This is a genomic window from Flectobacillus sp. BAB-3569 (genome assembly GCF_002270355.1).
Classification (GTDB): Bacteria; Bacteroidota; Bacteroidia; order Cytophagales; family Spirosomataceae; genus Flectobacillus; species Flectobacillus roseus.
The window spans coordinates 148,842-173,745 of sequence record NZ_NJFZ01000005.1 but is presented as its reverse complement, the minus strand read 5'-3'; the positions used below and the strand labels follow the sequence as shown (position 1 = coordinate 173,745).

The 24,904-nt window shown below is 36.8% G+C and carries 21 protein-coding genes; 4 read left to right on the top strand and 17 right to left on the bottom strand.

Annotated features, from left to right (window positions below):
• The first annotated feature begins 172 nt into the window (after positions 1-172).
• Complete coding sequence (locus BWI92_RS28600) at positions 173-427, top strand: AAA family ATPase (protein WP_310588857.1); 255 nt, start codon at positions 173-175, stop codon at positions 425-427.
• Complete coding sequence (recF, locus tag BWI92_RS04485) at positions 418-1,377, top strand: DNA replication/repair protein RecF (protein ID WP_310588856.1); 960 nt, start codon at positions 418-420, stop codon at positions 1,375-1,377. Before BWI92_RS28600 ends, recF begins: the two co-directional genes overlap by 10 nt.
• A 98-nt stretch (positions 1,378-1,475) precedes the next feature.
• Here the strand turns inward: recF and BWI92_RS04480 are convergent, their stop codons facing one another.
• Genes BWI92_RS04480 through BWI92_RS04465 form a run of 4 tightly spaced genes read right to left on the bottom strand, consistent with a single transcriptional unit; the run spans position 1,476 to position 3,871 of the window.
• On the bottom strand, positions 1,476-1,934 hold the full coding sequence (locus BWI92_RS04480) for a hypothetical protein (RefSeq protein ID WP_176464350.1): 459 nt from the start codon (positions 1,932-1,934) through the stop codon (positions 1,476-1,478).
• A gap of 32 nt (positions 1,935-1,966) precedes the next feature.
• A complete protein-coding gene (locus BWI92_RS04475; protein ID WP_095160931.1) occupies positions 1,967-2,707 on the bottom strand; it encodes a hypothetical protein in 741 nt (246 codons plus the stop codon).
• The gene (locus tag BWI92_RS04470; protein WP_095160930.1) at positions 2,682-3,281 is read right to left on the bottom strand and encodes a hypothetical protein; all 600 of its coding nucleotides are present in this window, start codon (positions 3,279-3,281) and stop codon (positions 2,682-2,684) included. Before BWI92_RS04470 ends, BWI92_RS04475 begins: the two co-directional genes overlap by 26 nt.
• Positions 3,282-3,325: 44 nt before the next feature.
• Positions 3,326-3,871: an RNA polymerase sigma factor gene (locus BWI92_RS04465; RefSeq protein WP_095160929.1), complete on the bottom strand. Its 546-nt coding sequence runs from the start codon at positions 3,869-3,871 to the stop codon at positions 3,326-3,328.
• Between the two features lie 334 nt (positions 3,872-4,205).
• Here BWI92_RS04465 and BWI92_RS04460 point away from each other — a divergent pair, with 334 nt between their 5' ends.
• The gene (locus tag BWI92_RS04460; RefSeq protein WP_095160928.1) at positions 4,206-4,718 is read left to right on the top strand and encodes a cupin domain-containing protein; all 513 of its coding nucleotides are present in this window, start codon (positions 4,206-4,208) and stop codon (positions 4,716-4,718) included.
• Between the two features lie 260 nt (positions 4,719-4,978).
• Here BWI92_RS04460 and BWI92_RS04455 read toward each other — a convergent pair whose 3' ends face one another.
• The gene (locus tag BWI92_RS04455) at positions 4,979-5,521 is read right to left on the bottom strand and encodes a DUF4136 domain-containing protein (RefSeq protein WP_095160927.1); all 543 of its coding nucleotides are present in this window, start codon (positions 5,519-5,521) and stop codon (positions 4,979-4,981) included.
• A 361-nt stretch (positions 5,522-5,882) separates the two neighbouring features.
• On the opposite strand from BWI92_RS04455, the gene BWI92_RS04450 reads away from it, so the two are divergent.
• Entirely contained in the window at positions 5,883-7,226 is a 1,344-nt protein-coding gene (locus tag BWI92_RS04450) for a transposase (protein WP_095160926.1), read from the top strand.
• 33 nt (positions 7,227-7,259) lie between these two features.
• On the opposite strand, the gene BWI92_RS04445 is transcribed toward BWI92_RS04450, so the two are convergent.
• The 12 genes from BWI92_RS04445 to BWI92_RS04385 form a co-directional block, all read right to left on the bottom strand.
• Positions 7,260-8,330: a hypothetical protein gene (locus BWI92_RS04445; RefSeq protein WP_095160925.1), complete on the bottom strand. Its 1,071-nt coding sequence runs from the start codon at positions 8,328-8,330 to the stop codon at positions 7,260-7,262.
• Positions 8,321-8,917, bottom strand: coding sequence for a DUF262 domain-containing protein (locus BWI92_RS04440; RefSeq protein ID WP_095160924.1), 597 nt, complete (start codon positions 8,915-8,917; stop codon positions 8,321-8,323). Before BWI92_RS04440 ends, BWI92_RS04445 begins: the two co-directional genes overlap by 10 nt.
• Positions 8,914-9,978, bottom strand: coding sequence for a hypothetical protein (locus tag BWI92_RS04435; RefSeq protein WP_095160923.1), 1,065 nt, complete (start codon positions 9,976-9,978; stop codon positions 8,914-8,916). Before BWI92_RS04435 ends, BWI92_RS04440 begins: the two co-directional genes overlap by 4 nt.
• 8 nt (positions 9,979-9,986) lie before the next feature.
• Positions 9,987-11,180 carry a DUF3696 domain-containing protein gene (locus BWI92_RS04430; RefSeq protein ID WP_095160922.1) on the bottom strand — a complete coding sequence of 398 codons (1,194 nt, stop codon included), beginning with the start codon at positions 11,178-11,180 and terminating at the stop codon, positions 9,987-9,989.
• Positions 11,181-11,272: 92 nt separating this feature from the next.
• Positions 11,273-11,830 (bottom strand): hypothetical protein, encoded by a 558-nt coding sequence (locus tag BWI92_RS04425; protein WP_095160921.1) that lies wholly within the window; start codon positions 11,828-11,830, stop codon positions 11,273-11,275.
• Between the two features lie 140 nt (positions 11,831-11,970).
• Positions 11,971-13,911 carry an acetate--CoA ligase gene (acs, locus tag BWI92_RS04420; RefSeq protein WP_255406679.1) on the bottom strand — a complete coding sequence of 647 codons (1,941 nt, stop codon included), beginning with the start codon at positions 13,909-13,911 and terminating at the stop codon, positions 11,971-11,973.
• Positions 13,912-14,808: 897 nt separating this feature from the next.
• On the bottom strand, positions 14,809-16,719 hold the full coding sequence (locus BWI92_RS04415) for a propionyl-CoA synthetase (RefSeq protein WP_095160919.1): 1,911 nt from the start codon (positions 16,717-16,719) through the stop codon (positions 14,809-14,811).
• A 208-nt stretch (positions 16,720-16,927) separates the two neighbouring features.
• A complete protein-coding gene (locus tag BWI92_RS04410) occupies positions 16,928-17,314 on the bottom strand; it encodes a response regulator transcription factor (protein WP_095160918.1) in 387 nt (128 codons plus the stop codon).
• Positions 17,315-17,479: 165 nt separating this feature from the next.
• Complete coding sequence (locus tag BWI92_RS04405; protein WP_095160917.1) at positions 17,480-20,188, bottom strand: sensor histidine kinase; 2,709 nt, start codon at positions 20,186-20,188, stop codon at positions 17,480-17,482.
• A 901-nt stretch (positions 20,189-21,089) separates the two neighbouring features.
• Complete coding sequence (locus BWI92_RS04395) at positions 21,090-21,317, bottom strand: DUF6814 family protein (protein ID WP_095160915.1); 228 nt, start codon at positions 21,315-21,317, stop codon at positions 21,090-21,092.
• A gap of 190 nt (positions 21,318-21,507) precedes the next feature.
• On the bottom strand, positions 21,508-23,070 hold the full coding sequence (locus BWI92_RS04390) for an MFS transporter (protein ID WP_095160914.1): 1,563 nt from the start codon (positions 23,068-23,070) through the stop codon (positions 21,508-21,510).
• Between the two features lie 120 nt (positions 23,071-23,190).
• Positions 23,191-24,666: a hypothetical protein gene (locus BWI92_RS04385; RefSeq protein WP_095160913.1), complete on the bottom strand. Its 1,476-nt coding sequence runs from the start codon at positions 24,664-24,666 to the stop codon at positions 23,191-23,193.
• Positions 24,667-24,904: the final 238 nt, after the last annotated feature.

The window sequence follows — 24,904 nt, the reverse complement described above, 5'->3', positions numbered from 1 at the left end:
GATTTTGTAATCCCCCGAAACAGGCGTTAATTTGCAATGCGAAATTAGTACAAAACCAAGAACCGACCAAAAAAATATCACAATAGACTCTTGATTATTAGTTATAAACAACTTTATTAGCTATTTACCTGACAGGTATCAGAACTAAAGTACAAATCTAAACAGCTTTGCATTGGATATTGTTCAGCGTTCGGCACGATATCATTTCGCCTCAAGCAATATGTCTTTGGCATTTTGCTCATTTTATAAAGTCAATTACCTAAGCTTTCTTACTCATCCAAATATGTATTTACAACGTATCAGTCTCACAAACTTCAAAAGCTATGACTTTGGCGATTTTAAGTTTTCTCATCGTGTAAACTGTATTGTGGGTGAAAATGGTAGTGGTAAAACCAATTTGCTTGATGCTATTTATTTTTGGCATTAACCAAAAGCTCAGTTAGCACGCAAGATGCCTTGTGCGTTACTCACGAAGCTGATTTTATGATGATTGATGGGCTATTTGTTGGTGGAGAAAAAGGGGATGTGCAAATAACCTGTTCTTTTCAAAAAGGTCAAAAAAAGGCCGTGCTCCACGATACAAAACCTTATGAGAAAATTTCAGAACATATAGGACTCTATCCTGTCGTGTTGATTTCACCCAATGATACCGATATTGTAAGAGATGGGAGTGAGGAAAGAAGAAAGTTTTTTGATGGTGTTATCTCTCAAATCGATCGTGAGTATCTTGAAACGCTTATCAAATACAATAAGGTTTTATTACAAAGAAATGCTTTGCTAAAACAGTTTGCAGAAAAAAACTATTTTGATGCTGATTTATTAGATATCTACTCTGAACCAATTATCGAATGTGGAATTGAGTTACAGAAAAAAAGAGCAGTGTTTTTGTCGAAATTTACCCCAATCTTCCAAAAACATTATGCTAATCTTTCAGAAAGTAGGGAGGACGTACGACTCGTTTATGAAACCGACGTAGACGCTGACACTTTCAGAAATGATTTTACCAAAAATCGTCAACGAGATTTGGCGGCACAAAGAACAACCTTAGGGATTCATAAAGATGACTTTTCTTTCGAAATCAATGCTTTCCCACTCAAAAAATACGGTTCGCAAGGTCAACAAAAATCTTATGTAATTGCGCTTAAATTAGCCCAATTTGAGCTTTTGGCACTTGAAAAGGGATTTCAACCGATATTATTACTCGATGATATTTTTGACAAGCTTGATGACAGACGTATTCAGCAGTTGATCAATATGATGGTAGATGGAACCTTTCAGCAGGTTTTTTTGACAGATGCGCGCCCTGAAAGAACACAACAGCTATTAAGTCATTTGACAGTAGAGGTACTTTATTTTGATGTGACTCAAGGAAAATAAAAAAGCTGTATGCTTCGAGTAAGATATACCTCCGAGCTTATATCTTGTCTCATGTCGCACACAGCTTTTTTATTAGCAATATATATTTTGAGCGTTTACTATTTCTCCAAAAACTTCACACCACCATAATTTGAGTGAATGACAATTTTGGTTCCTGTACCTTTGCCGATTTTACCTTTATAATTCTTTTGAGGAATGAATCCCATTCGTTTTTGAGAATTTTCATCATCTGGATTTACCGTAAGCGTACACTTATCTGATGGGTATTTGAAATTGGCATAGTTCACCGTAACATCAAAGTCGGCATTGCAGTCTGAAGTCACAGGTAATTTTACAGTCGTATAATTACATTTCAAATCTAGGGACTTCAACGAATTTGGTAATTCACGAAGCTCTAATCCATCTGAATAGCTAATGTAAATTTTGCCATTTTCTTTAATCGTACCGATTTTTCCGTTAGAATACTGAAGATTTCCCTCAATGGTATTGACTTGATCCAACATCACAGAGCCAAACATATTAGCAAGTTTGATAATATTAGCTTTATCAATATTCAATTTAGAATAAGAAATTTTCAACTCTGCTTCGTCTAATTGCTTGATATTAGCTTTTCCATATTGAACATTGATATTTTTTCATTGCCAGAAAGTCGGTCACTTACAAAGTTTCCATAAGAAGTAACGATTGACAAAGGAGCTGAAAATTCTGGAACATTCGTATTACCATATCTATTCGACACCATCAGTGGATTATTCTTTGGCATATATACCTGATAGTTGACTTCTACGCCTTGCTTCTCATTGTCAGAGTCTTTGCTACTGCTTTTAAAAGATAACTTATCCCACCAATCTCCATTATTTTCAGAGGTTATATTGGTTCGTAAGGTAATTTTGTTTTTTACACGAACTTCTGCAATATCTACTCCATCTACGTACGCTTGTGCTTTTTCTTCAGTACTGCCGTGTCCTACGATATTGATTTCTATTTTTATTTCATTACGATTCCATAGCTCAACATTTACGTGACCGTGCTGATTATTAATTTGTAACAAATCCTTCGGTTCAACAGAATATACCTTGGTAATCAACTTCTTTTTTTCGACCAAAGCTACAGATTCTCCTTTTTCGACTGAGGCTACCTCCTGGCAGCTAACTGTTGTATTGTTATTAGAATTAACAGTTACGGTAATAGTTCTACTATTTTTATTGCTGGCATATACATTGCCATTAGCAGAGGCCGTAACTCGCATTTGCTGCGCCATACTCGGAGAGATAACCAACACCCCGTACATGGCAACAACCACCTTAAATAGTTTGCATACTTTTTCCATGGCCTTGTTTTGCTTCTTTAACTCGTTGAATGATTGATAATTGTTGATTCAAAATATCTAATTGTAATTGTAAATTTTGAATCATAGCTTTTACTAACTCTTCTTGATTGGGCGTTTGGGGCAGTTCCGCCTTCAAGCTTTGATAGTCTTTGTTGAGACGTTCGATTTCTGATGAAAATTCTTGATACAAAGCAGGTTCGTTATCGGCAATTTGTCGGATTTCATCCCTCTTTGTTTCTATTAAGCTAGCGTAATGTACCATTTGCTTTTTGTACTGATCGCCAACTTGGCTCACGATTATGTCCGAATTGCTCGAAGATTGATTGGCATACCATAATCCTAATGCTCCTATAACCACCACAATACTTGCAGCAACACGCCAATAGCGTTGGATTTTAGGGAAAAATGGAATAATAGTATTTTTCTCTACTGGTTGAGCCAAAGCGGTGTCGGTAGGTAATTTTGCTTCTAATTTTTCCCACAAATCCAACGATGGTTCAAGATTTTCAAATTCATCTCGATGGTCTCTAACAAACCTTTCTAAACGATTTGATGCTTTTTTTGACTGATTCATAAGACTATGACATATCTTTTGTTGAAAATAAACTCGACAATCAATTATGCCTTTTTAAGTATTTCTAATAAACGTTTTTTGGCTCTTATATACTGAGTTCTTGAAGTGGATTCTGCTACTTGCAAAATTTCCGCAATTTCTTCATGGTCGTATCCTTCAAAAAGATACAAGCTTAGAACCGTTCTAAAGCCATCGGGAAGTTGATGCATCGCGCGCTGCACCTTAGTTACTTCCCATTCTATTTCCTCGTCATCAAATTGCTCGTCCTCAAAATCATCAGGTACACCATCGATGTCCTGAAAGGCAACTTTACGCTGCCGGAGCTGATTGAGAGCCCGATTGATTACAATTTGTTTGAGCCAAGCGCCAAAGGTACTTGTTTGACGAAACTCATGAATTTTGATAAATGCGTCCAAAAATGCCTCTTGCAGTACATCTTCGGCCTCGCCGACATGATTCAGTATTCGGACAGCCACGTTGAACATAGACTTTGAGTAGAGACGATAAATCTCATACTGAGCCTTGCGTTCGCCCCTGCGACAAGCCTCCACCAAATGAACATTTCTGTCTATGTATAGCGTTTGTTCCAGCGTATTAAATTGTTATTCGTGAATAAACTTAGTTGGTTGGTTAATCGTCAATCTTCGATAGTCTTAGAGGCTTATTTGCGAATAACAATTAACTGAATTTCATACCAATGAAACAGATCGGTAAACTAATGTTGCATGAGAATTAAAAAAATATGATTTTTTTGCATCATAGATTCTTAACTTTCAAGCAATAATAACCTAGAAGCTAGCTATTGCATTAGTTTTTTTTGATTCTATCTAAATTTTCAACAACCAACCGTCTGATTTTTAACAGAATACAAAGAAAGAGTTTCTGATTAAACTTTGCCTTCTTTTATTCGAAATATCATTATCAATGAATCAAATTATAAAAAATGCCCAATATTGGGTCGAAAAGTTTAAGATGCTCGAACATCCAGAGGGTGGCTACTTTGCCGAAACTTATCGCTCGACCGAAAGTATTCCTCAGGAAGCTTTACCAGAAAGATTTAAAGGAAAAAGAGTTTTCTCGACAGGTATTTATTTTTTACTAGAAAATCATCATTTCTCTGCTTTCCATAGGATAGAAGCTGACGAGATGTGGCATTTTTATGCTGGCGGTGCCCTCGATGTATTTATGATTAGTCCAGATGGTCAACTCAACATTATTCATTTGGGTAATAATCCCGACGAAGGACAAGTATTTCAGGCGGTAGTTCCAGCAGGATATTGGTTTGCGTCAAAACCCCAAAAAGAATCGGCTTACTCATTAGTTGGCTGTACAGTGGCACCAGGTTTTGATTTTGAAGGATTTGAGCTAGCTGAGCGAGCTAGTTTGCAAGCGCTATTTCCTCAGCATACTTATTTAATTGAAAGTTTAACACGGTAAAAAAGTATTTTGGTTTGGCCAAACATGAGTCATTCCTAATTTAGGGATTTAGCGACTGAATGAATGAGTGATTAATTTAAAATTTATATTCCATCTGTAGAGACGCAATGATTGCGTCTTAAGCTGAGTCATATCTAGCATAGTAGCATCAAAAAAGGGGTCAAATAATATTTTTCGACCCCTTTTTTGATAAAAACTTGGAGAATAATCCCAATCCTAAAAATTCGAGATGACTCATGTTTTACTTTATAGTTAAATGACTAACGAGTAGCCGTCATTTCTTGCTTTGGCATATATCCATAAGCTACCAATTTGTATTCATCAAATATACTGCGAGTAATAGCTTTTAATTCACGCTCTTCTACCAGTTTGTTAGGCTTGATAAAACCCGAAGCCATTCCGAGCCAAACAGACTTATTCAAGTTTTCGTCAATCATTTGAATCATCAAAGTCCCACCGTTGAGTGTGATTCTACGAGTGGCATACTCAGATTTTTCTTCCTCTACTTTACGACTGTCCTTAATTTTTAGTTTAGTTTCAAAAACCGAGCATACCACTACAATATCAGGAGATTTGCTGGTACGCACAAAACCACGAGCCTCCATCTGATTTTCAACTTCATCTTGAATGGCACGTTCGGTTTCTTCTGACAGTTTTGCTTCACTTTGCCCAATAACAATCTGGTAAGTCTGATTGAGATTATTTACCATCAAATGATCATTATTAGCACGAACAGCAAATTTCTGATTGCTACACGACATCGTTATCGTTGCAAGTAGTAATAAAAAGAATAATTGTTTCATCTTGCTATTGGGTTAATGGTCCAACATTTTATTATAGTCATATACCTTAGGAGGTATTGGCGATTGTGTTTCAAACACTCTTTTGCCATCATGACTTAATGATAATATTACAAAAATTTAACAATTATTTAATATTAAATTTTGAAGAAAATTGAAATAACAGGAACCGAAGTGAAAAGTGCCGAACGTAGAATGGATTTTGAAAAACTAAGATGAGTCATTCCGAATTGTAGGATAGGAATGATTCTTCAAGTTTTCATCAAACATGAGTCATCCCGAATTTTTCGTGAAGACTTTTAAAAAAGAAACCTCCTTGTTTACTTTGTGAATTACGACAAACACAAACAAACAGGAGGTTTCTATGCATAAAGCATTTCTACAAAATAATGACATAAAATCGAGTAAGTCAAGACTCTCTCATTTACTTCTTCATAAACTTGATCTTTATCTTGCTGACGTCCAGTTATCGTTAGATTCTGTTCTGGATAAGCGTTTAGTTCGTACTTTTTACGATTTAATAGTTGCCATTTTATTGCATCGACACAACTCTATGGGCTTATTGCTTAGTGAGTTAGGTGGCTATATTTGCGGTTTTTCACATGCTCCCGCTGGGACAAAACGCATTAGTAATCTGTTACGTTCCAAAAAATGGACATCTACTATCATTGATAATTTTCTCTTTAGTCAAACTCGAAAAAGGCTAGAATCGTTAGTAAAACAGGGAAAACGTCCGCTAATGCTTTGGGATGATAGTCGGCTAGAAAAGGCTGAATCTTGGTTTTTGGAAGGGCTTTGTAGTGTAGAAAGCTCAAAGGCAAAACGACTAACACGGATAAAAAAAGGATACTATTCTCCTCCTAATAAACGTATTTGTGTTCCTGGTTATCATTGGACAAGTACGTTGCTCTCAGCTTTGGGTGAGTCTGTAAGTGTATGTCAGATGAGTTGGTGGACTACCAGAGGTAAATACAAGGAATATGGTCGAAACATTATGTTTCGGATGCTAGAAAAACTACAAGCACAAGTAGGAAAAGGCATCCTACATGTGCTTGACCGTGGTTACGCTAATGAGTGGACCATCGAGTGGTTTACGAACTTCGAACAAGATTTCCTAGTCCGATGGAAGAAGAATCATTTACTTATACACTCAACTAAAGGTAAAAAGCAAACCCATCTTCTAGCTCGCTCTTTTAAAGCTAGAAGTAAAAAGATTGTGCTCGATTCTCAGAGAAAGATTCTCAAGAGCATTTCTATTGCTTGGACTCAAGTACAACACCCTAGTTTTGAAGATATTAACTTGTCGTTAGTAATAGTGAGAGATACCAAAAACTATCAGTCACCACTCTATTTATTAACCTCATTGCCTGTAGAATCAGCTAAGGATGCTTGGGAAATATGTCATAGCTACATGCACCGATGGAATATTGAACAGGCGTTTAGATTCGCCAAAACTGAGCTAGCTATTGAATCTCCAAGGTTATGGTTTTTCGAGAATACCCTCAAATTATTAGCCATTGTCACGCTCATTTACGACTTCTTGATGAAACTCATCAGGAATTGGCCATCTATTATCAAGATAATCATCAATCAATTTGCTCATAGAACAGGAAATCGGTGCCAAAATGCTTTGACACCGATTTATCGATTGAGAACTGCCATCCAAAACATGCTATGGTGCTACTTCGCACAACAAAATTCGGGATGACTCATGTTTGATATTAAAATTCTGAATGATAATCTATGATTTAGGTTTCTCTTCATATATCAAACCCAGCTTTTCAACAAACTCTCTCTCTTTTCTATTGATTAATTCTAATCGAGCAGATAGTATTTGGTTAAAGTGTCCATTTTCAAACGAAAAACGCATATCATCTGTAATAAAATATTCCTCATATTTATTCTGATTTTTCTTTAACAGTAAGTGAGATAAGCCATTAGTTCTTTTCCCACCATCCACAAAAACATTATCGCTAACTTTGTGGAGGCATACTACCATATTCGCACTATCGCTAGTTGAGCTGTCGATATGACTTTCAGGCAATAACTTAAAGATTTTATATCCTTCGATATAATCAGCTTCAATAGGGTTGAAGTTGTTAGATGAATTTAGCAAAAATAATATATGTGCTTTTGAACGAACAGATGTTAAATTAATCTTCTCTGATAAAGTAGGTACAATAAATTTTTGATTTGGATTATCGTTATAAACAGGATGAATATTTTCATCCTTAATAAACTTTTGAAAATGTTGAAAGGCGGTTTTTCTTTTACTAGGGCTAAAAATTGAAAAGTAGTTTGAATATGTTGTAATCCAAAACCACTCTTTTAACTTTTCTATTTGATTTTTGCTTGGTTGTTGTACATGGTTAAAGAACTCTACCAAAAAGATAAATTGGATATTAGCTGGTAATAGTTTGTTGTCAACAATTAATAGCTCTTCAAATAAAAATTTAGCCACATGTTCTATACTTTTTACGGTAATTTCTATTTGACTTTGAAAGTTTTCTTTTTTAGAAAGGGAGATAATATCTGTTTTTTTATTGTCTAAATATAAATCTCCAAATGAGCTTTGAATACTCCTAAAAACTAAATCTCTTACCGCCACTTCTCTTGGTTTTTTATCAATAAAATTATATTTCTCTATTTGTTCGAGAACATCATCGATTTTATCACCCAATCTAAAGTTATCTGTATAAGTTTTAGCCGACAATATCCAGTCGGGCGTTATTGGCTTACCTTCTTTATTGAGTAAGGTAAATATGTCGATAGCTTCGTCTAAAGTCCCGCCAGCTATCTCAATTACGGGCATTTCGTACCTACTAAAAGTAGTGACAATTTTTTTAGCCTATCTGTGTAGCTTTTTGAGAGTTCAGGGGAATATTCTCGTTGTATTTTTTCTGAGTGAGTAAGAAAAGATTCGAAATCCAATAAGATATAAGCTGGAACACAATAAAGTTCAATGTTACGGTCGAATACATCAAACCGTTCAGAATCAAGATTATAGTAAATGTTGAATTTAGAATTATATAACTTCTCGTCCAACGTGAAGTTTACAATCGTTTCAGGATTAGAAAGCACACCAAACAAAGCGGACATTCTCTGATAGCCATCCAAAATATATTTTCGTTGCCTTTTTTCAAAAGTATCAAAAATAGATTCTTTAATAAAATAAGGACCAACCTGTTTGGCTATTCTAAATTCTGTTTCTGGAGTCCAAAATAAAAATGAACCGATGGGGTAATTTTTTTTAATACTATTTAACAACTTGAGTACATTGTCAAGCTCCCAAACAAAATCACGTTGAAATTCTGGAATTTGTAATAATCCCGAATTAATATCATTCAGATAAATTTCAAACTTATTATTTGATGGTTTTAAACTGATTAATGAACTCATAGTAGTTGATTGATTTTATTAAATATACGATCTAGCTCATCTGTTCCACTTCTTGCTTTAAGGGAGGCTTTGTTAACCAGTGGGGATTGTGTAAACAGTTTAGGAAAAGCGTTCTTAAATCTTTTTTCATCGTCTTCTAAAGCATTGTGATCTCTGTAGCTGATACCTGATACTAATAAGCTAAAGTTGGATGGTACTTGATTTTGATATAAATTTTTGACTTCTGGTTTCAGTTTTTCAAATGAATCTAAACCATCATATTTTAAAAAATCTTTTTGCATATTAGATAGATGACGATAGACATTTACCCACCTTACAAATTTTTTATCATCTGGATTTTTTGAATTGGACTTTTCACGTTGTATATCAAAAAGAACTTCATCTGGCATATAGTTTTCCATCGCTCTTTTTTCAAGAATATGAAACGGTATGTTGTATTTTGTAAAATACTCAATAAGCTTTTCGTAGTCTTGTTTAGTACTTTGGGTTGAAAATTCTCTATCACTATCCAAGATTACCATACCTCTATAATATTTTCGAGGTAAACTACCTTGAGAAACAGCTAAATTCTCAAAAGAATTAATTCTATGAGTCAGTAAATTCTTTACATTACCACAACCACCAGCGTTATCAAACTGTATCCATCTGTTTTTCAAACATTCTTTAAGATACTCATTATCAACTTCAAAATGAAAGATTATAGATTTGATAAACTCTTGGTCATTTTTTGAGTTTTCGAGAAGTATCCAAAACGGCTCTTTTAATAATTCAATAGCTTCTTCTAAATTATAAGATTCTTTTGAATTATTGTTTGAAACAATATAATTAATACAGGGAGAGCTTTCGTAAAAATATTCTTTTGTCGAGGCCTCTAAGAGTTCTCTATCTATTGAATCCAGCCGATTATATAGCACAGTATTGGTGCACTTATCTAAATCAATAAATACCTTAGCTTTAGTATTTATTGATTTACTTGGACGTTGAAACACTATCCGAATAAGGTGTGTTAAATTAGTAAAGTCATTGGAGTTAAATATATCGTCTTTTATTTCTATTCGCATAGATGTATCTATTTTTGAGCGTTTTTCATTGCTAACAATTCATCCATTGATTCGCTAAATACCCCTTTTGGCCAATTTCTAACATTTCCATTTCCTTCGACTACGACTTCTCTCAAAAAGCTCTCATTCAAATCTTCATCATAATCAACATAATAAATTTTAAGGTTTTCTTCCGTAAAATGTGGATACTTACTTTCAGCGATTAACCGTCTTAGCCTTAGAATAAAGTTTTCAGAATGAGTTTCAATCAAGTATCTTTTATTTATATCTGTTAAAGATTCAGCAAATCGTTCAGCTAAATCTCCATGTGCGGAAGGATGTAAGTGTAATTCTGGTTCTTCTATAATTGTAAGAGAAGGTTTTTCTTCTTCAATAAATGATTTTGTGATTAGAGGCAATGTTTGACTCATTCCTTGTCCTACATTTACTAAAGAGGTTTTGAAAAATCTTGGGGAATCCCTTTTTAGTTCAAAGTAAAATTTATTCCGCAACGTATCCCTGTCTATATTCACTTCCCAGTTTTCGAATACTTTTTTGTACCAATTGCTTACCTTGTTTAGTAGTTGACCATCTGAATAAATAACATCATTGATTAATATCTCGTAGGCGTGTTTGCCATCTATTCCAACTTTTCTAATATTCTTTTCTTTAGGCTGGTCTTCTTTAATATCTTTCGGTTCTATTCTGTATGAGCATATATAATCAAAGTCAAAGTCGAAATCTTTTAAACTTGGAATTGTCTCTTCAAAATCAACGATACTTTTCAGTAAAAAACCTTTAAACTTACAATCATATAGTCTTGGGCTATCATTGATGGAATAAAGCTTCTCTTTTATGTGATATTGAGCTTTAAATTCATTATTATAATTCCATGAACGAACAATCAAGCTATGGTTTCCAAATAAGATAACTATATGTAAAAATCTGTTATCTTTTAATTCTAACTTAAATTCAAACTCTCCTGTAGTATCCTTTTCATAGTTCAAATCAGAATAATCGTTACCTAAAATTACACCATTATTTTCCCAACTGAATGGTTCTTCAAGTATGCCATTTAGACTTACAGAAATTAGTGTAGGTAATTTTGCTAGTGCGCTTTTCCCAGAGCTATTTTTACCTATTAAAATTGTTATAGGTGCTAACTCAAGAGTTTGCTCACTATTGAATACTTTGTAGTTTTTGAATGTTATATCTTTAACCATGTCAAATCAAATTTTCATTTACAAATATACCGACTCACTTTACATTTTAGATGAAAATAATCTTACATAAAGATGGATTTGAGCTAAAAGAACTAAGGTTGTATTAATCTTTGCCAATTTGAAAGCATAAATTCATACTTTTCTACCCCTGCTGGAACTCTAGCAACAAGACTTGGTGAGACTAATGGAGTAATATTTTTTATTTTTTCAATCTCCTTTTTCCAATCTTTTATCGTTGATCCTTTTCCCCAAGTTGAATAGATAGTACAATTTGGATTTGTCCTGATCAAGTCAAGTATTATTTCAGTGTTATAAACTCTCTTTACACTTCCATTGATTATTTTACTATCACTATACCCGTGACCGATAATATTTGATATGTCTCCGTCAGGACAGGTCACTGAATGAATTAGGTCTATACAGCCAATTTTATGCGCTTTTAATTTTTCAAAAAAATCCTTACTATTGGGATTTAGACTATCATTGAAGATTTTTGACACTAGATTCCATGTTTGATTTCTTGGGCGGCCATAATAATATTTGACAGTCTCGCCACCAGAAGGGTTAAATGTTCCTAGAAATAGATGTTTGATTTCCCACTCCGGTATATAAAACGACTTTGTAGATAATTGATGAACAATAGTCTTCATTAGTTATGTTATTAAGGTAAAACGTTATATAAATATATCAGTTAACGCTGCAAGGTAAAATAATTCCAAATAAACAATAACCCCCTCATAAAGAATATCTTTATGAGGGGGTTATTGTTTATTTATTGGAAATATTCTCCCTACAACGCACCTACTTTGATTTCATCAACTACCGATGGATCAAGCAAGGTTGAAGTATCGCCTAAGTTGCCCGTATCACCTTCGGCTACTTTGCGAAGAATACGACGCATGATTTTGCCAGAACGTGTTTTTGGTAAGCCTGATACAAACTGGATTTTATCTGGTTTGGCAATTGGTCCGATAATGCGTGTTACCGTTGCCAAAATATCTTTGCGCGTCAAATCTGTATCGCCAACATGTTTTTCGCAAATAACATATGCATAGATACCTTGTCCTTTGATGTCGTGAGGATAACCCACTACTGCAGATTCAACCACACCCAAGTGCATGTTGATGGCATTTTCTACCTCAGCAGTACCAATACGGTGTCCAGATACGTTGATCACGTCATCTACACGACCTGTAATGCGATAATAACCATCTTCATCTCTCATACAACCGTCGCCTGTGAAATACAAGTTTTTGTAAGTTGAGAAATACGTTTGACGACAACGCTCATGGTCGCCATAAGTGGTACGAATGATAGATGGCCAAGGGAATTTAATACACAAATTACCCGAAACGCCATTTCCTTCAATTTCAACACCGTTTTCGTCTACCAAAATTGGCTGTACACCTGGCAATGGTAAAGTAGCGTAGGCAGGTTTTGTTTTCGTAATATTGGCTATTGGTGAAATCAAAATACCACCCGTTTCTGTTTGCCACCATGTATCCACAATTGGACAAAGACCTTTACCAATTTTTTCGTTGTACCAGTTCCAAGCTTCTTCGTTGATTGGCTCACCTACTGAACCTAATACTTTCAATGAACTTAGGTCTTTGCCTTCCACAAACTGATCTCCAAATGACATCAATGAGCGAATCGCCGTAGGAGCAGTATAAAGAATGTTTACTTTATGCTTTTCAACAATATCCCAGAAACGACCCGCATCTGGATATGTTGGAATACCTTCAAACATTAAGGTTGTAGCCCCACAAGCCAAAGGGCCATACACGATGTAAGAGTGACCTGTAATCCAACCAATGTCAGCTGTACAGAAGTGCGTTTGTCCTTCTTCATACTGAAAAACATTGGCAAAGGTATACGATGAATACACCATATAGCCTCCTACTGTGTGAACTACTCCTTTTGGCTTGCCAGTCGAACCAGAAGTATATAGGATAAACAACATATCTTCCGAGTCCATTTCTTCAGCTGGACAGTCGGCCGAAACCAATTTTACTTCGTCTTCCCACCAGCAGTCACGACCTTTGAGCATAAATACAGGTGTGCGAGTACGAGTCGAAACAATTACGCGCTCAACACTTGGGCACTGAATCAAGGCATCGTCTACGGTAGCTTTCAAAGGAATCTCTTTGTTGCCACGGAAAGCACCATCGGTTGTTACTACGATATTACATTGCGCATCGTTGATACGGTCGGCGATAGATTGGGCAGAAAAACCACCAAATACTACCGAGTGAATCGCACCAATACGAGCACAAGCTAATACAGCAATCGCCAATTCTGGAATCATTGGCATATATATACAGATACGGTCGCCTTTTTTGGCGCCATTTCTTTTCAATACATTTGCAAAGCGACAAACTTGCTCATGTAATACCTTATAAGTAATTGTTTGAGAAGGCTCATCTGGGCTATTTGATTCCCAAATAATCGCAGGCTGATCACCTCTTGTTGCCAAATGGCGGTCAAGACAGTTTTCGGTAATATTTAACTTTCCACCTTTAAACCAAGTCACCTTTGGATCGGTAAAATTCCATTCTAAGGTCTTTTTCCAAGGTTTTCTCCAATAGAAGTTCTGAGCAATTTCACCCCAAAAGCTTTCTGGGTCTTCAACACTATACTGATACTTTTCTTGATAGTCTTCGAATGATTTTATTCTTAAGTCCATTGTGTGATTATGTTTTTTGGCCTGCTCGTGTCTTCTTTGATAAATAACTTCATTACAAAGCCATTTCCTTTCATAGTCAAATCGACAGGTCAGAATAGAAGGTACGAATTGTTAAATTTTATACTGTAAAAATACAAGATGTTTTTTTCTTTATACTAACTCTTGAAAATGTTTTATGCTAATTTAATATATATTTTTTTGCTAAAATATTATATACTAGTAATATAATACAAGTTGAAAAGTAGATGTTGCATTTTTCGAAGAGTTTTTGAAGAAAATTGTATTTTTTATTGAAGTAAAAAAATAAAAAATAGTTTTGAGTTAAAGTGTGACAAGTGTTTGGTAAGAAAAATTGATATAGAAAATATTGTCGATTGTCAAGTGACTTGATTATAGTTAAAATGGTATTTCTTTGTATGTATAAAATAGATAAATCGAAGCTGTTTAAACTTTTCAAAAAACAGTTTTATTGGATAATTCTTAGCCTTACTTTTTGTCTTGAAACAAAAAGTAACCGCAGCGGCGGCCGCAAAAAATTCAAGAATTTATAAACTCGCTTCGCTCAAACAGTATAAATTCATTGCTGACGCAAGAAATATTACGAAAGTTTAAACAGCTTCATCCAATAAAACAAGATTGGCAAAGCCACAAGTGCTTTGCCAATCTTAAAATGTCAAGAAATTTGATTTGATGAAAGCGTTTTAAGAAAAGTTTTTTAGATATATCTGCTTTTTGCTACACCCTCCGAAATAAAATTTTCAAAACTCCTCACTCAAAACTCAACACTTCCTAGTGTCCTCCACCAATTTCAATTTCGCTAGTTGACATAACGTTTACCAACCAAATAGCAGCGCCAATGATTGCTGCGGCGATAATGATTCTTAAAATCCAGTTCGGTTTTTTTCAGTTTCTGTGCTCATGTTACAATGGGGTTTTAGTGTTTTAAACTTGTTTTTCTGTATATGCTAAGCCAATGTTGCGCTCTTGCAAACGTTGGGTGATTTCATCTAAAATAGCAGGATCATCGATAGTCGACGGCACATTGAAGCTTTCGCCATCGGCAATTTGACGGATAATTTTGCGGAGGATTTTTCCTGAACGAGTTTTAGGTAAACGTTTTACTAAAATGGTATTTCTATAAAAAGCTACGGCACCTATTTGCTCACGAATCAAAGCGATGCTTTGTTGCTCAAGCGTATTTTCGTCAATATCTTGTCCATCTTTCAGTACAGCAAAACCCACAGGACGCTGTCCACGTAGTTCGTCGGCGATACCCACTACGGCGCATTCGGCGACTGCTGGGTGTGAGGCAATGATTTCTTCCATAGCACCAGTCGAAAGTCGGTGACCTGCCACATTGATTACATCGTCGATACGACCCATAATGAAGACATAGCCATCTTGGTCGATAAAACCGCCATCGCCCGTGAGGTAATAGCCTTCAAAAGTAGTTAAGTAAGAGGTTCTGAAGCGATCGTCGTCATTCCAAAGTGTTGGCAAACAGCCTGGAGGCATTGGGAGTTTGATACAAACATATCCATCCTGATTAGGGCCAAGTTCTTCGCCAGCTTCGTTCAAGATTTTCAACTCAAAACCACAGACAGGCTTGGTTGCCGAACCCGCTTTTACAGGAAAAGCTTCGATACCAACCATGTTGCCTACAATTCCCCAACCCGTTTCGGTTTGCCACCAGTGGTCGAGAATTGGCAATTGTGTAATTTGTTGTAACCATTCAAGGGTAGGAGGGTCGCAGCGCTCACCCGCCAAGTAAATAGCTTTGAGTGAACTAATATCATATTTTGCCTTTAATTCGGCATGAGGGTCTTCTTTTTTGATTGCTCTAAAAGCAGTTGGCGCTGTAAAAAAGCATTTCACTTTATGCTCTTCAATAACACGCCAGAACGTTCCAGCATCAGGCGTTTTGATAGGCTTTCCTTCGAATAAAATGGTTGTACAACCATAAATCAAAGGGGCATATACGATGTATGAGTGTCCCACTACCCAACCTACATCCGAGGCTGCCCAATAGACATCGCCTGGTTGTACATCATAGATAGCACGCATCGAAAAATTCATAGCTACCGCATGACCGCCATTGTCTCGGACAATACCTTTGGGTTTGCCTGTAGTTCCTGAAGTGTAAAGGATATATAAAGGATCCGTTGCGTCTACTATTTCGCAAGGAGTTTCGTCTGACTGCTCGACTAATTGAGTATAATCCACATCGCGAATCTCAATCATGCTTGCCTGAGCCTGTGGACGCTGAAGAATTACACAGTGCGCAGGTTTGTGCTCAGAGGCTTCGATGGCTTCGTCGAGAAGAGGTTTATAGGAGATTACTTTTTCGAACTCAATGCCGCAAGATGCCGAAATCATGACCTTCGGTTTGGCATCGTCGATACGCACCGCTAGTTCATGAGGCGCAAAACCTCCAAATACCACCGAGTGTACAGCGCCTAAGCGAGCGCAAGCTAGCATAGCAATGGCTGCTTCGGGAACCATCGGCATATAAATCACGACAGTGTCTCCTTTTTGAACGCCTAAAGTTTTGAGTCCACCCGCCAATTTAGCTACCTCTTTGGTAAGTTCGCTATAGCTATACTTTTTTATACTTTTGGTAGCTGGAGAGTCGTAAATGATAGCAGTTTGGTCACCTCTGCCGTTTTCTACGTGGTAGTCAAGTGCCAAATAGGCAGTATTCATCTTGCCACCTTTAAACCAGCGATAGAAACCTTTCTCATCTACAGATAAGGTTTGCTCGGGAGCTTCAAACCACGAGATTTGCTGAGCTTGTTCGGCCCAAAAAGCCTCACGATTATCAATGCTGAATTGGTATTTTTCTGCGTAAGACATTGGTATATAAGCTTATATGTTTGTTTTGTTATGTATTTAATAGGAGCAGTCAGGTTGGTGATTTTAGTTAAAAGTACCCTAGTTATTCATCGTATTCGTTGGTTTATGAATAACTATCAGTTTGACTGATTCCATGAGAAAACATGAATATTTTCACAATACTAAATTAAGTGTTTACACCGAAAAATCGTGAAAAACTCCGCTAAACTTAGCTAGTTGCGATACCAAGGGCTAAAGCGTTTACTTTTGAGACCAAAGTACGAGTAGAAAAGGGTTTTGGCACATATAGGTCGGCTCCAATAGCATATCCCTTTTCCATATCTGATTCTTTATTTTTAGCGCTCAAAAACACAATTTTGATATGACTTAGCTTGAGGGTGCTTTTTACAAAATGGCATACTTCATAGCCATCCACATTGGGCATCATAATGTCCAATAAAATTATAGATGGAATCTCACGTTCGATGATGTCAAGTGCTTCCTCTCCATCACGAGCAATAAATACCTGATAACCCTCTTTTTTCATCAGGAATTCAAGCGACATCAAAATGCCAGGCTCGTCGTCAACTACTAATACTTTTAATTGCTGTTTCATCTTTAATGAGTTTTTTTATTAAGAGGCACAAAGGCATACAGTGGTAAAGCGGTAGAGTGATTTTTAGATTGATAAATACTTGATAAACAGATGATTATTTTTCTTGTCCTCCAATACTTTCTTCCACTTTGCCCCTTTGTGCCTGTTCCCTTTATCTCTTTTATCCTATACCACTGGAAGCATAAAGGTAAATTTAGAACCATGTCCTACTTCGCTTTCTACCCAGATTTGTCCTTGGTGTAGTTCAACGATTTTTTTGGAAATAGCCAATCCCAATCCGCTTCCTTTTGGTTTTTTGATAGTTTGATCTTCTGCTTGAAAAAATTTGTCAAAAATCAGTCGTTGAAACTCTTTGGCAATCCCTACGCCATTGTCTTGGATACTGGTATAAATCGCACCTTCGACATAATGTGTGGCTATTTGGATTTCGCCTTTATCTGCTTCGCAATACTTGATGGCATTGGATATAAGATTTACCACGACTTGTATCAACTTATCTCTATCTGCCTCAAATTTTGGCGCAAAACGATCTGGCAAGAATACCACTTTGATTCCCTTTTCTTTTGCAGGTTGATAAAGTGCATCGATACTATCTTTCACAATTTCCTGTATATCTACATTTTCTTTAATCAATTTCTGTCGACCAGATTCATATTTTTCTAAATCTAGCACCTGATTAATTAATCGACTCAAGCGGTCCGACTCTTTTACGACAGTACCTAAAAAATGTTCTCGTTCTTCTTGATCCATATCTGGATTGTCGTACACAATTTCTGATAAAGCCCTAATAGAAGTCAGCGGAGTACGTATTTCGTGTGCGACTGTCGACAAGAAGTCATCTTTGAGCTTGTCGGTACGTTTCAAAATTTCATTAGCCTCTTTGAGTTCGGAAGTCGCTTTTTCAAGCTCGATAGATTTTCTGCGAAGCTCTTTATTATTGACCATCAATTCTTGAGAGGCTCGAAGAATATTGACTACTTCATCCATCGAAATATGTTCTTCTTTCGAAATTGAAGCCACCATAATACGAGCGGAAGCTGCGCCTACGACGCCCGCCAAAAGCTTTTCGGAATAAGTAACTAACTTTGGGTCAGCCTTTTTGTTTTCTAAATTTAAACTATGTTTTTGGGCAAAAAGCCGTAATACCCTATCGGTTCGTCGTTCGCCAAAAAAGTTGAATAATAGCGTTCTGATGTCATTCAAATAGGCCGTGCCACGCCAAATGGTAGTATTATCTGTAAACTTGGAATGACTAAATATATCTACAAAAGTGACGGCCTGATTGAGTTCAATAGAGGTAGATTTGGTGATTAACGAAAACGAAACATAACTACCAATATTGAAAAACATACTCCAGAATACCCCATGCGAAATGTCGTCCATCCCTTCTAAGCCAAATAGGGCAGAAGGGCGTAGGGCTTTGATTCCCCAAAGACCTTCCTCCAAAATAGAATGAGGAAACAGCCCTGCACCAATCAGAGAAGGAAGTACGAGGGTATAAAACCAAATAAATGTTCCTGATAATAATCCAATAATCGCTCCTTTTCGATTACCTTCTTTCCAATAAATACCACCAATAATAGCTGGTGCAAATTGGGCAACGGCCGCAAAAGAAACCATGCCGATAGATACCAGCGAAAAATAGCGTGCAATGGCTTTGGCATAGATATATGCCAAAAGTAAAATGATAAAAATGCTAACTCTTCGAATATTGTTGACTAAACCACTGAGGTTGTTTTCATATTTGCCAATGACCTTGGGATAGGCCAATAAAATCGGCATGATTAAGCTATTCGAAACCATGATACTGAGGGCAATGGTTTCGACAATAACCATACTTGTAGCAGCCGAAAATCCTCCGATATAGGTCAATAACGCCAAGAATTTTGCATCGTATTTTAAAGGAATTGCTAATAAATAATTGTCGGGATTGACATCATGATTGGGAAACAGCAATTCTCCTCCAAAGGCGATCGGCAACACAAAAATATTAATAATCAACAAGTACAGTGGAAACAACCACATGGCTTTGTTGAGGTGTTTTTCGTTGACATTTTCGACTACGGCTACCTGAAACTGCCTCGGTAAAAATAAGATAGCACTCATTGATAATGCCGTATGCCAAAACCAAGAGGAATATTCTCCTTTGTTGCCATCCATCAAAAACTGAGATTTTAGCTGAGGATGTAAAGCTGCTTTATTGAAAATATCACCAAAACCATTGAAAATTCCGTAGGTTACAAAAATACCAACGACGATAAAGGCCAACGCTTTGATGATTGATTCGGCGGCAATGGCTGCCACCATTCCTTCATGGCGCTCGGTAGAGTCGATTTTTCTGGTACCAAAAATAATGGTAAATAGCCCCAACCCCATTGAGATATAGAAAGTAAGGTCATCCAAGAAAATATGACTATTAGAGGGCGAGTCAGTACGTGTTAGGATTCTAAAACTACTTGAGATAGCCTTGAGCTGAATCGCAATATAGGGTAATACTCCCACCAGAGAAACAAGTGTGACGATAATACCTAGCGTTACATTTTTGCCATATCTGGAAGAAATAAAATCTGCGATAGAAGTAATACGATATACTTTGGAGATACGAATAATTTTGCGAATCACCAACCACCAAAGAGGCATCATAAGTGTGGGGCCTATGTACACCGAAAGGTATTCGATGCCATAACCTACAGCTCGACCAACCGAGCCATAGAAAGTCCATGCGGTACAATAAATCGCCAAAGAAAGCGCATATATGTATGGGTTGGTAACAAGGCTTTTGCCTTTTCCAGAACGTTTTTCGGCCCAATATGCTACACCAAATAAGAATGCCAGATATAGCAAAGACGCCAAAACTAAGATTAAGCTATTCATCGTGATTTGAATGGTCTTGGTTTTTGTTTACCTCTCTGACATTTAAGTAGATTACAACAATCAAAATCAGCCAAAGTACAAAAACATATAGAAATAGGCTTGGAATGCCTGCTATTTGGGTATCCAGATTGAAGATTGATATAATCGGAAAATTGTATAGCAGCAAAAACAAGCAACTTATGATAAAAAGTCTTTGCTCTTTTAGTGATTCTTTCATGTTTTTAGGAATACGGTCGATTTGCTACAGCACCGCTATAAGGTTAATATTGAAAGCAAATGATGGTTGCTTTATGGTATTTTACCAATGGCGGGAAGCTTAATACTGAATTTGTCTATTTTACGTATTTGCATCATTACCAATTTACCAGAAATATACTTACTCTTGATTTTTGATGGTTCAAATTGCCCCAAATACCTGTTTCTTTGAGGAAAACTGACTCGTCAAGTCCCTCCGAGGAGGCTATATCTAGTATATATACATAATTACTGACTGTGTCAAGCAAAATAATAACAAATAAGACTTATTCAATAAAAAATAGACAATTACTTAGCTAAGTTGGTAGAGTTTTTGGAAAGAGGTATTCCCATAAACTAAGAATGTATGCCAAGAGCCAAAAATGACTTCATTGACATACATTACTCAACTCATCTATCCCTAAAAACTATTTTATGCTTTGGTTTTTGGTGTAAAGTATTCAAGTTAGTGAGCAAAATAAAATTTAAGATTGTACTTTGGGCTTTCAGGTAACGGCTTTCGGCGGTGGGCTTTGAAAAAAGCATTTTAACACTCTTTGCCTAGTACCTAAACACATAACTCAAATCTTATTCTGCACGATTACTTGGTAACTAAATAACTTTACACCATCAACAATTTTCAAAAGGTTAAAAGCCATTAGCTTAATTAAGCATTCTCTTCGTTAAATTCTCCTTGTAGAGCATATTTACCAAAAATTAGCAAACCTCCTGTAATGATTGGCGTTAAGATAAACATGATGATAATTCCAAATACTAAGTCATCTTGTTTGCCTGAAGCTAGCTTTGGAAGACCCAACACTGTGATGCCAAACCATGCCGCTGCGATACCGAGGAGGATCCAAACGATACCTAAGATTTTTTTAATTCCGTCCATTTTATATAAAAATTTAGAATGTATTCAATAGAAGTTATTTGTTAAGTATGAGTGCTGAATTGTGAGTGGTGAATTGTGATTGTAAATTTTTAATTACCAGAATTCTATATTCAAAACACACTACTCGCAATTTAGCATTAATACCAAAGAGTCATTTTGCCAAAAGCCTAGAGCTGATAGCCTACAGCCATTACTCTACTCCTCCTTTTTTCTCTTTGATATAAAGCAAGCCGATGACAAAACAGATACCTGCAATCAACATTGGATATTTCAAACCCTCTAAGTATGGCTGAGCGTTTACCACTGCCTGACCAGCTTTTTCGGCTGCATCATTCGCATCTTTTGCTTTTGACACCAAGTAAGTAGCAATTGCTGGCATCAAACCTCCGAATACACCGTTACCAATGTGGTATGGCAAAGACATAGACGTGTAGCGGATTTTTACAGGGAACATTTCTACTAAGAATGCCGCAATTGGTCCATAAGCCATTGTTACAAACAACAATTGAATAAATACCATCCAAATCATGGTCCACTTATCGCCTTCGTTCAATTTTACGGTTTTAACAACATCTGGTTTTGGCGCCTCTTTTGAAGCATCAGCCAAAACTGTTACTTTTTTCACTTCTTTATATTTTGTACCATCAGTAAACTCTTTAGTAACTGTTGTAGTAATCAAAGAATCGGCTGTACCTTCTACCAAGCCTCGTTTAACTTCTTCAGTTGTTTTAGCCGTGATTTCCTCTTTGCTCTTAATGTTTGCAGTCTGGTAGATTTTCTCATAAATAGGACGGTAGCAAAGTACACCTAATAACATACCAGTCAACATGATACCTTTACGACCAATTTTGTCTGATAACCATCCAAAGAATACGAAGAATGGAGTACCCATCATCAAGGCGATAATCAAAAGGGTGTTGGCTTGTTGGAAATCGATATTACAAATTTTCAACAAGAAGGTCTGCGCGTAGAACTGACCTGTGTACCAAATCACCCCTTGACCCATCGTAGCACCAAACAATGCAAGCAATACATATTTGAAGTTATACTTATTACCAAATGACTCTTTCAATGGATTTGCCGATGTCTTACCTTCTGCTTTAGCTTTTGCAAACAAAGGCGACTCGTGCATATTTTTACGGATTAAGACAGATACATATACCATGATGATAGATACCCAAAACGGAACTCTCCATCCCCAATCTTCAAACTTTTCTTTACCTAAAGACGATTGTGTAATCAAAATCACAGCCAATGAGATAAACAAACCTGCCGTTGCAGTAATTTGAATCCAAGAGGTCCAAAAACCTTTTTCGTTGGCAGGTGCGTGCTCTGCAACATACGTAGCAGCGCCACCGTACTCGCCGCCCAAGGCCAAGCCTTGTAACAAACGAAGTACCAATACCAATAGTGGCGCAAAGAAACCAATGGTTTCATAACCTGGCACACAACCGATGGCAAATGTAGCTCCACCCATCAATACGAGTGTTACCATGAATGTGTATTTACGACCAATCAAGTCACCAAGACGACCGAAGAAAAGTGCACCAAAAGGACGAACTACAAAGCCCGCTGCGAAGGTCGCAAGTGTTGACAAAAATGCCGCTGTAGGGTTGTCTTTTGGAAAAAACTGTGTTGAGATAATAGTGGCTAAGCTTCCGAAGATATAAAAGTCATACCATTCGATGAGGGTTCCAACCGATGAAGCTCCAATGATGGATGCTAGTCCTGCGGTAGATTTCTTTTCTGACATAGTTGCTAATGGTTAAACGGGGTTAATACTTTGATTTAGGGTAAAGTTGAGGTTCGAAGGGCTTAGTTCTACGCGCTCAGCCCCTCTGGCTTTACTTTACAATTTTTTGTAAAAGTGATCTTAGAAATTATATACTACTACTGCTTGTAAACGATGGTTTGTAGCTGTGAACGAACGAGCTAAATCACCGCTTGCAGGCTTGAATGAGATGCTACTTGGTAGGGTTCCTGCTGCGTTTGGCACTGTGCCATCTACATCTGCCCATTTCATAGCGCTGATTTCGTACTCAAGGGCAAACTTCATTTTGCCAGAATAAAAATCAACTCTTGGCGCCAATCTGAACATGCTATCAAAAGTTCTTGTAGCACTGATACCTCTGCCCAAAAATGCTAAGCTACCGCTTTGGATATCAGATTTGTTGATAGCATCTGATAAACCTAAGTTTTTCAGATAACCTACAAAAATAGCTGGTTGTACAGATTTTGATTTGGTAGAAATCAACTCACCCCAAAGGTTCCATTGATTTTGAGCCGCATATTTCCATTCGCCAGTGGTAGCGTTACGATATTCTGCCAAACCACCTAAACCTACATACTGTGTATAGCTTTGTCCATAGGTTGTATGGAACTTTGCTGTTAGCTTACTAGAGGTATATTTTGCATAAGCCAACAAGTTGAGCGTAAATAGGTTTGTCGAAATATTTTTAGAAATATTTGGAGCTCCTGTTCCTCCCCAAGCACCTGTGCTTGGGTTTTGTGTATCTGTAATTCTTGGGCGGATTGTGTTTCCTTCTAAACCGAAGCTTGCCAAAAACTTCTTGTTTTCTACACCAAGTTGCGCTGCAAATGATGGTGTAGTGGCATATTTGTAAGCGTCAACTCCTGTTCCTGAACCAAATGCACCTGCTGGACTAAATCCTTGTAAATCGTAACCAAACAATATTCCGGTAAATGATACGAGGTTCGAAAGTTTGTGTGTCAAGCGAACTTGTGGTATAAACGAGAATGGGTTGAACGGAATCCCTGTATTAAAGTTGGCTGTTCCTGGAAAGCACTTTGGTATAAAGTTTGGGTTCCAGTATTGACCTACTAGTAATTGAGTTTTTGCCCAATCCAGCGCTACATAAGCGTGGCGCAAACGAAGTAAGTTTTCTGTTCCGCCTCCCGATGTACCTGCTGTTCCGTTGGTAATACCAAAAAAGTCGGTTTCAAGTATACCACTTGCTTTGGCTCCAAAAGCACTTATCCCACCGAATTTTACTCCTAATCTTGTTACAATGGCCGAGTAACCGAGTTGTGGAATGGCGTTTGCATCGTCGCTACCGTTGGGTGTTAAGGTTGTTCCTGAACGAGTTGGGAGGTTGGTTGCATCTGATGGATATACATCTAATACCCCATCTCTCAAATCTAAATTTCTTCTTGTATTATAGTAAATATCATTTCTCACAAACCCGTACACTGTCACTTTTTGCTCGGCAGGTGCCTCTGTTTTGGCTGGCGTTGATGCCGTTGTTGAACTAGAGGTTGTACTAGTTTGAGCAACAATGCTAGACGTGCAAATAGCCGTGCCTAACACCGACAATAAAAATCTTTTCATAATCGAAGAATGGTTTTTGTGGTCTTGTTTTGTTATAAAATTGCCTAATGAGGGTATTTTTCAAAAAGAACTAATAACAGTTCTATGGTTTTGTTTTGTTGTAATATTCTGTGCTTTTTTTGCACTGGTTTATGATACAAACCTCATAAAAAAAACTATACCAGCAATAGCAGTGGTATAGTTTTGCAATTTTTGTATAGTTTTGACTACCAATTATTCTTCGAAAAATAATGAAATC